This window comes from Paraburkholderia sp. CI2, from assembly GCF_014201055.1.
Classification (GTDB): domain Bacteria; phylum Pseudomonadota; class Gammaproteobacteria; order Burkholderiales; family Burkholderiaceae; genus Paraburkholderia; species Paraburkholderia tuberum.
The window spans coordinates 86,874-94,013 of sequence record NZ_JACHDL010000030.1; the positions used below are offsets into that span (position 1 = coordinate 86,874).

The 7,140-nt window shown below is 61.6% G+C and carries 8 protein-coding genes; 7 read left to right on the top strand and 1 reads right to left on the bottom strand.

Annotated elements, in window-relative coordinates; genetic code table 11:
• Window positions 1-114: 114 nt before the first annotated feature.
• A complete protein-coding gene (locus HDG32_RS30830; protein WP_090808272.1) occupies window positions 115-1,098 on the bottom strand; it encodes a malate dehydrogenase in 984 nt (327 codons plus the stop codon).
• A gap of 539 nt (window positions 1,099-1,637) precedes the next feature.
• Here HDG32_RS30830 and HDG32_RS30835 point away from each other — a divergent pair.
• The 7 genes from HDG32_RS30835 to gltA all read left to right on the top strand — a co-directional run.
• Complete coding sequence (locus tag HDG32_RS30835; protein WP_184038002.1) at window positions 1,638-2,438, top strand: GntR family transcriptional regulator; 801 nt, start codon at window positions 1,638-1,640, stop codon at window positions 2,436-2,438.
• Between the two features lie 158 nt (window positions 2,439-2,596).
• Window positions 2,597-3,013, top strand: coding sequence for a succinate dehydrogenase, cytochrome b556 subunit (gene sdhC, locus HDG32_RS30840; RefSeq protein ID WP_184038005.1), 417 nt, complete (start codon window positions 2,597-2,599; stop codon window positions 3,011-3,013).
• A gap of 3 nt (window positions 3,014-3,016) precedes the next feature.
• Window positions 3,017-3,385 (top strand): succinate dehydrogenase, hydrophobic membrane anchor protein, encoded by a 369-nt coding sequence (sdhD, locus tag HDG32_RS30845; RefSeq protein ID WP_184038008.1) that lies wholly within the window; start codon window positions 3,017-3,019, stop codon window positions 3,383-3,385.
• A gap of 4 nt (window positions 3,386-3,389) precedes the next feature.
• On the top strand, window positions 3,390-5,165 hold the full coding sequence (gene sdhA, locus HDG32_RS30850) for a succinate dehydrogenase flavoprotein subunit (RefSeq protein WP_184073129.1): 1,776 nt from the start codon (window positions 3,390-3,392) through the stop codon (window positions 5,163-5,165).
• A gap of 26 nt (window positions 5,166-5,191) precedes the next feature.
• Window positions 5,192-5,896, top strand: coding sequence for a succinate dehydrogenase iron-sulfur subunit (locus tag HDG32_RS30855; RefSeq protein ID WP_090808286.1), 705 nt, complete (start codon window positions 5,192-5,194; stop codon window positions 5,894-5,896).
• Between the two features lie 84 nt (window positions 5,897-5,980).
• The gene (locus HDG32_RS30860; RefSeq protein WP_018424116.1) at window positions 5,981-6,253 is read left to right on the top strand and encodes a succinate dehydrogenase assembly factor 2; all 273 of its coding nucleotides are present in this window, start codon (window positions 5,981-5,983) and stop codon (window positions 6,251-6,253) included.
• A gap of 72 nt (window positions 6,254-6,325) precedes the next feature.
• Window positions 6,326-7,140: citrate synthase (gene gltA / locus HDG32_RS30865; protein WP_184073131.1), on the top strand; the 815-nt coding region annotated here is incomplete at its 3' end.

Consider the following 7,140-nt stretch of genomic DNA (forward strand, 5'->3'; position numbering starts at 1 on the left):
CAAAGCACGTTCGAATCAGAGGCGAATGGCGATGATCGCACGGCCATTCACACGAAAAAAACCGGAACCCGCCGCGCTGACGCTTCGGAGTTCCGGTTCATCGGCATCAGATGCTTAGCCGAGCAGGTGCTGAACGCCGTCGCGCTCTTCCAGCAGTTCCTGCAGCGTGCCGTCCATCTTTTCGCGCGAGAACGCGTCGATTGCCAGACCTTCGACGCGCTTGTACTCGCCGTTTTCGCAGGTCACGGGCACGCCGTAGATGATGTCTTCAGGGATGCCGTACGAGCCGTCCGACGGGATGCCCATCGTGACCCACTTGCCGTTCGTGCCGAGCACCCAGTCACGCACGTGGTCGATCGCAGCGTTAGCCGCCGATGCCGCCGACGACAGGCCGCGCGCTTCGATGATCGCCGCGCCGCGCTTGCCGACGGTCGGGATGAACGTGTTGCGGTTCCATTCTTCGTCGTTGATCAGCTTGGTCAGGTCCTGACCTTCAGCCGTTGCAACGCGGAAGTCGGGGTACATGGTCGGCGAGTGGTTGCCCCACACTGCGAGCTTTTCGATCGACGCGACCGGCTTGCCCGACTTGGCGGCCAGTTGCGACAGCGCGCGGTTGTGGTCCAGACGGAGCATCGCGGTGAAGTTCTTCTTCGGCAGATCCGGCGCCGACTTCATGGCGATGTATGCGTTCGTGTTGGCCGGGTTGCCGACCACCAGAACCTTCACGTCGCGGCTGGCGACATCGTTCAGCGCCTTGCCCTGAACCGTAAAGATTTCGGCGTTGGCCGACAGCAGATCCTTGCGCTCCATACCCTTCGAACGCGGACGCGCGCCGACCAGCAGGGCAATGTCGGCGTCCTTGAACGCGACCTTCGGGTCGTCCGTGATCACGACGCCCGACAGCAGCGGGAATGCGCAATCATCCAGTTCCATCACGACGCCTTTGACGGCGGCTTGCGCTTGCGGCAGATCGAGCAGTTGCAGGATCACCGGCTGGTCCTTGCCGAGCAGGTCGCCATTGGCGATGCGGAATAGCAGGGAGTAAGCGATTTGACCTGCGGCGCCGGTGACGGCAACGCGCTTTGCGGGCTTAGCCATTGAGAAATCTCCAGGACGATGCGTTAGACGCTAGGAAAAACGCCATTCTATATGCGCGTTCAGCGAAGCGTGATGAAACACGGCGGAATTCACTGTTCGCGTGCGGGCTCGGAATTGGCGAGACCGGGCGGCGCGTTACGGCAAGACCGCCGTGCCGGAAAGCTGTACTGCGGAGCGGGACGGGATGGCCCAGGGCTTACGCCGGGCCGGGGCCGCAACTGCACGGTGCGGGCTCCTGCAAACAGCGCGTTTCGGCAAGCGTCGGGCCAGCGGGTGCAACACGGAGACAGCGCGCGAATGCAACGGATGGCGGCGAATCGAAACCTGGACTGCGTAGGGGACGGCATGGTGCAGAGTGGCTGCCGGAGCGTCGCGGCGCTGCATCAAACAGCCGCCGCAAAATCCCGCAAACCCTTGCTCGACAAGGAGTGTAGGAGTCGAAACAGACAAAGTCAACAGTATCTTATGTCTTATATAAGACACATCTATCGCGGGGAAAACCCTAGACGTGTCCCAGCCCTTTATGATGAAATGCGCGCATGAATTCGAACCCGGCGAATCCTGTGAACCCGAATGGCCAAGGGGCCGCCGGCGAAGGCGTATCCGCTGTTTCCGCTGCCGCTTCGCCTACCTTCAGCCCCTTATATCAGCAGATCAAGGGCTTGATTACGCAGAGCCTCGAAAGCGGCGAATGGAAGCCGGGCGAGATCATTCCTAGTGAAGTCGAACTGGCCGCGCGTTTCAAGGTGAGTCAGGGTACGGTGCGCAAGGCGATCGACGAACTCGCCGCCGACAACCTGCTGGTGCGCCGCCAGGGCAAGGGCACATTCGTTGCAACGCACAACGAAGAGCGCGCGCAGTTCCGTTTCCTGAGATTGCTCGCCGACGACGGCGCCGAGCATCCGCACGTGAGCCGTCTGCTCGAATGCCGGCGGCTGCGCGCATCGGCGGAAATCGCGCGGCAGCTCGATCTGAAGCCGGCCGATCCGGTCGTGCTGATCAAGCGTTTGCTGCAGTTCGACGGCGAAGTCACCGTGCTCGACGAAATCTGGCTGCCCGGCGTCGTGTTCCGCGGGCTCACGCTCGAGCGGCTGTCGGAGTACAAGGGTCCCCTCTACGCGATGTTCGAGACGGAATTCGGTACCCGCATGATTCGCGCGACGGAAAAAATCCGCGCGGTCGCGGCGGAGCCTTCCGTGGCGGACCTGCTGCATGTGCCGGCGGGTTTTCCGTTGCTGTCGGTCGAGCGCGTGTCCTATACCTATGGGGACCGACCGGTCGAAGTCCGGCGAGGTTGGTATGTCACAACCGGGTATTACTATCAGAACGATCTGAGCTGAATCGGGCTGAAACGAGGCGCGGCGTCCCACACGCGCGCCGATCGGAAGGCGCTTTCATTGCGCGCGCAGCAAAGGACCTAGCGTGGTTTTCGCTGCAGCGCGATATAAAAAGGCGCTAAAATTGCGGATTAGTGTGACTACATAGTAAGGGGTCTAGCATGGCAGAAGCCGTAAAAAAACCGAGGCCGGAATTCCGGAACATCGGTATTGGGCAAATACTGACGGCATACCGTTTCCCGCTGGCGGCGGGCGTGTCGATTCTGCATCGCGTGAGCGGTGCCTTGTTGTTTCTCTTCCTTCCGTTCCTGCTGTTCCTCTTCGATCAGAGCCTGACTTCCGAACTGAGCTTCGAAGTATTCAAAGGCTTCCTCTCCAACATCATCGTCAAGCTGATCACGCTGGTTCTCGCGTGGGCCTTCCTGTTCCACTTCTGCGCCGGCATCCGTCACCTCGTGATGGATACGAATCATGATGCCGTGTCGAAAGAGAAGGGCAAATCGACCTCCATCGTGGTGATCGTCGTGTCGTCGCTGCTTACCATCGCATTCGCGGCAAAACTGTTCGGAGCATTCTAAAAAATGTCAGCCAATAACCGAATCGGTTCGAAGCGTCTCGTCGTCGGCGCGCATTACGGTCTGCGCGACTGGCTCGCGCAACGCGTCACCGCCTGCGTGATGGCGGTGTACACGGTGATTCTGCTCGCGTGGTTCTTCCTCGCGCGCGACTTTTCGTACGACGGCTGGGCGTCGATCTTCGCGACGCAGTGGATGAAGCTCGCCACGTTCGTCACGCTTCTCTCGCTGTTCTACCACGCGTGGGTTGGTATCCGTGACATCTGGATGGATTACGTGAAGCCCGTTGGCACGCGTCTCGTCCTCCAGGTGCTGACGATCCTCTGGCTGCTCGCATGTGCGGGCTACGCTGCGCAGATTCTCTGGAGAGTATAAAAGCATGGTTGCAATCAAGAATTCTCTGCCGCGTCGCCGCTTCGACGTCGTCATCGTCGGCGCGGGCGGCTCGGGGATGCGCGCGTCGCTGCAACTCGCGCGTGCCGGTCTGTCGGTCTGCGTGCTGTCCAAGGTGTTCCCGACGCGTTCGCACACGGTCGCGGCCCAGGGCGGCATCGGCGCTTCGCTCGGCAACATGAGCGAAGACAACTGGCACTACCACTTCTACGACACGATCAAGGGCTCCGACTGGCTCGGCGACCAGGACGCGATCGAATTCATGTGCCGTGAAGCACCGAACGCCGTCTACGAACTCGAACACTTCGGCATGCCGTTCGACCGTAACGCGGACGGCACGATCTATCAGCGCCCGTTCGGCGGCCACACCGCGAATTACGGCGAAAAGCCGGTGCAACGCGCCTGCGCGGCGGCTGACCGTACCGGTCACGCGCTGCTGCACACGCTGTACCAGCAGAACGTTGCTGCCAAGACGCAATTCTTCGTCGAATGGATGGCGCTGGACCTGATCCGCGACGCCGACGGCGACGTGCTCGGCGTGAGCGCGCTGGAAATGGAAACCGGCGACGTCTACATCCTCGAAGGCAAGACCACGCTGTTCGCCACGGGCGGCGCGGGCCGGATCTTCGCGGCCTCGACCAACGCGTTCATCAACACCGGTGACGGCCTCGGCATGGCGGCCCGTTCGGGCATCGCGCTGCAGGACATGGAATTCTGGCAATTCCACCCGACCGGCGTGGCCGGCGCGGGCGTGCTGATCACCGAAGGCGTGCGCGGCGAAGGCGGTATTCTGCGTAACTCGAACGGCGAACGCTTCATGGAGCGCTACGCGCCGACGCTGAAGGATCTGGCGCCGCGCGACTTCGTCTCGCGTTCGATGGACCAGGAAATCAAGGAAGGCCGCGGCGTCGGTCCGAACAAGGATCACGTGCTGCTCGACCTGTCGCACATCGGCGCCGAGACGATCATGAAGCGTCTGCCGTCGATCCGCGAAATCGCGCTGAAGTTCGCGAACGTCGACTGCATTAAAGAGCCGATTCCGGTCGTGCCGACCATCCACTACCAGATGGGCGGTATTCCGACGAACATCAACGGCCAGGTCGTCGGGACGCCGCGCGGCCCCGAAGAAGTCGTCAACGGTTTCTACGCAGTGGGCGAATGCTCGTGCGTGTCGGTGCACGGCGCGAACCGTCTCGGCACGAACTCGCTGCTCGACCTCGTGGTGTTCGGCCGCGCTGCCGGCAACCACATCGTCAAGCACGTGAAGGAACTGAAGGAACACAAGCCGCTGCCGGCCGATGCAGCCGACTTCGCGCTGTCGCGTCTGGCGAAGCTGGACAACTCGTCGTCGGGCGAGTACGCGCAGTCGGTCGCGAACGACATCCGCGGCACGATGCAGAAGCACGCTGGTGTGTTCCGTACCTCGGCTCTGCTGTCCGAAGGCGTCGAGGCCATCCGTGAAGTGGCGGCACGCGTCGACAACATCCATCTGAAGGACAAGTCGAAGGTGTTCAACACGGCTCGCATCGAAGCGCTCGAAGTGGCGAACCTGATCGAAGTGGCACGCGCCACGATGGTCTCCGCCGAAGCGCGCAAGGAAAGCCGTGGCGCGCACGCGCAGAACGACTTCGAACATCGCGACGACGAAAACTGGCTGCGCCATACGTTGTGGTTTAGCGAAGGCGATCGCCTCGACTACAAGCCGGTTCACATGAAGCCGCTGACCGTCGAATCGGTTCCGCCGAAAGCGCGTACCTTCTAAGGCACAAGTCAAAGGAATTCAGAGAAATGGCCAAGCGTACATTTGAAATTTACCGCTACGATCCGGACAAGGACGCCGCTCCGCGCATGCAGACGTACGAGATCGAAATCGACTCGCACGAACGCATGCTGCTCGACGCGCTCATCAAGCTGAAGGCGCTCGACGAAACCCTGTCGTTCCGTCGCTCGTGCCGCGAAGGCGTGTGCGGTTCGGACGCAATGAACATCAACGGCAAGAACGGCCTCGCGTGCCTGACGAACCTGAACGACCTGCCGCAGAAGATCGTGCTGCGTCCGCTGCCGGGCCTGCCCGTCGTGCGCGACCTGATCTGCGACTTCACGCAGTTCTTCAACCAGTATCACTCGATCAAGCCGTACCTGATCAACGATACGCCGCCGCCGGAAAAGGAACGTCTGCAGTCGCCGGAAGAACGCGACGAGCTCGACGGCCTGTACGAATGTATTCTGTGCGCGAGCTGCTCGACGTCGTGCCCGAGCTTCTGGTGGAATCCGGACAAGTTCGTCGGCCCGGCTGGTCTGCTGCAAGCCTACCGCTTCATCGCGGATAGCCGCGACGAGGCAACCGGCGAGCGCCTCGACAACCTGGAAGATCCGTACCGTCTGTTCCGTTGCCACACGATCATGAACTGTGTCGACGTTTGCCCGAAGGGCCTTAACCCGACCAAGGCAATCGGCAAGATCAAGGAATTGATGGTTCGCCGCGCTGTCTAGTCTCAATGAGCTCCGCGCTCCCTGGCGCGCGCTGCCCCCGAGAGGGCGGTCAGTGCGCCCGGGCGCGGCGCGGGGTGTACCGACATGACCGAAACATCGCATCAGTCCGACCCTCTCCGCCGCGCGCGTCTTCGCTGGCGCGCACGGCGGGGCCTGCTGGAAAACGACCTGATTTTCGAGCGTTTTTTCAGCCGATATGAGCATGACCTCAGCGATGCCGACGTGGGCGCACTCACGCGCCTGCTCGAGCTGAGCGATAACGACCTGATGGACTTGCTGCTCGCGCGCAAGGAACCAGAAGGCGATCTGGCCGACCCGGACGTGGTCCGGGTTCTGGAGTTGCTGCGCAACGCTTGAGCGCCGCCAGTCCGCTGTTCCAGGCGTGCAATTATCGAAACCCTGTATCCATACTTCGATTGAGGATGTGCTATGACCCCGTCAGATGTTAAAGCCACGCTATCGTTCAGCGACAATTCGCCGAGCGTCGAAATGCCGATTTACAAGGGCACGATTGGCCCGGATGTGATCGACATTCGCAAACTGTACGGCCAGACCGGCAAATTCACGTACGACCCGGGCTTCATGTCGACGGCGGCGTGCAATTCGGCGATTACCTACATCGACGGCGACAAGGGCGAACTGCTCTACCGCGGCTACCCGATCGACAACCTCGCGCAGAACGCCGACTTCCTCGAAACCTGCTACCTGCTGCTGAACGGCGAACTGCCGAACGCGCAGCAGAAGGCCGAATTCGTGAAGACGGTCACGAACCACACGATGGTGCACGAGCAGATGCAGTTCTTCTTCCGCGGCTTCCGCCGCGACGCGCATCCGATGGCAATTCTGGTCGCCGCGGTCGGCGCGCTGTCCGCGTTCTATCACGACTCGCTCGACATCAATAACCCGCGTCACCGCGAAGTGTCGGCGATCCGTATGATCGCGAAGCTGCCCACGCTGGTCGCGATGGCGTACAAGTACAGCATCGGCCAGCCGTTCGTGTATCCGAAGAACGACCTGTCGTACAGCGCGAACTTCATGCGCATGATGTTCTCGAACCCGTGCGAAGAGTACGAGGTCAACGACGTGCTGGTGCGCGCGCTCGACCGCATCCTGATCCTGCATGCGGACCACGAGCAGAATGCATCAACCTCGACCGTGCGGCTCGCCGGTTCGTCGGGCGCGAATCCGTTCGCGTGTATCGCGGCGGGTATCGCGTGTCTGTGGGGCCCGGCGCACGGCGGCGC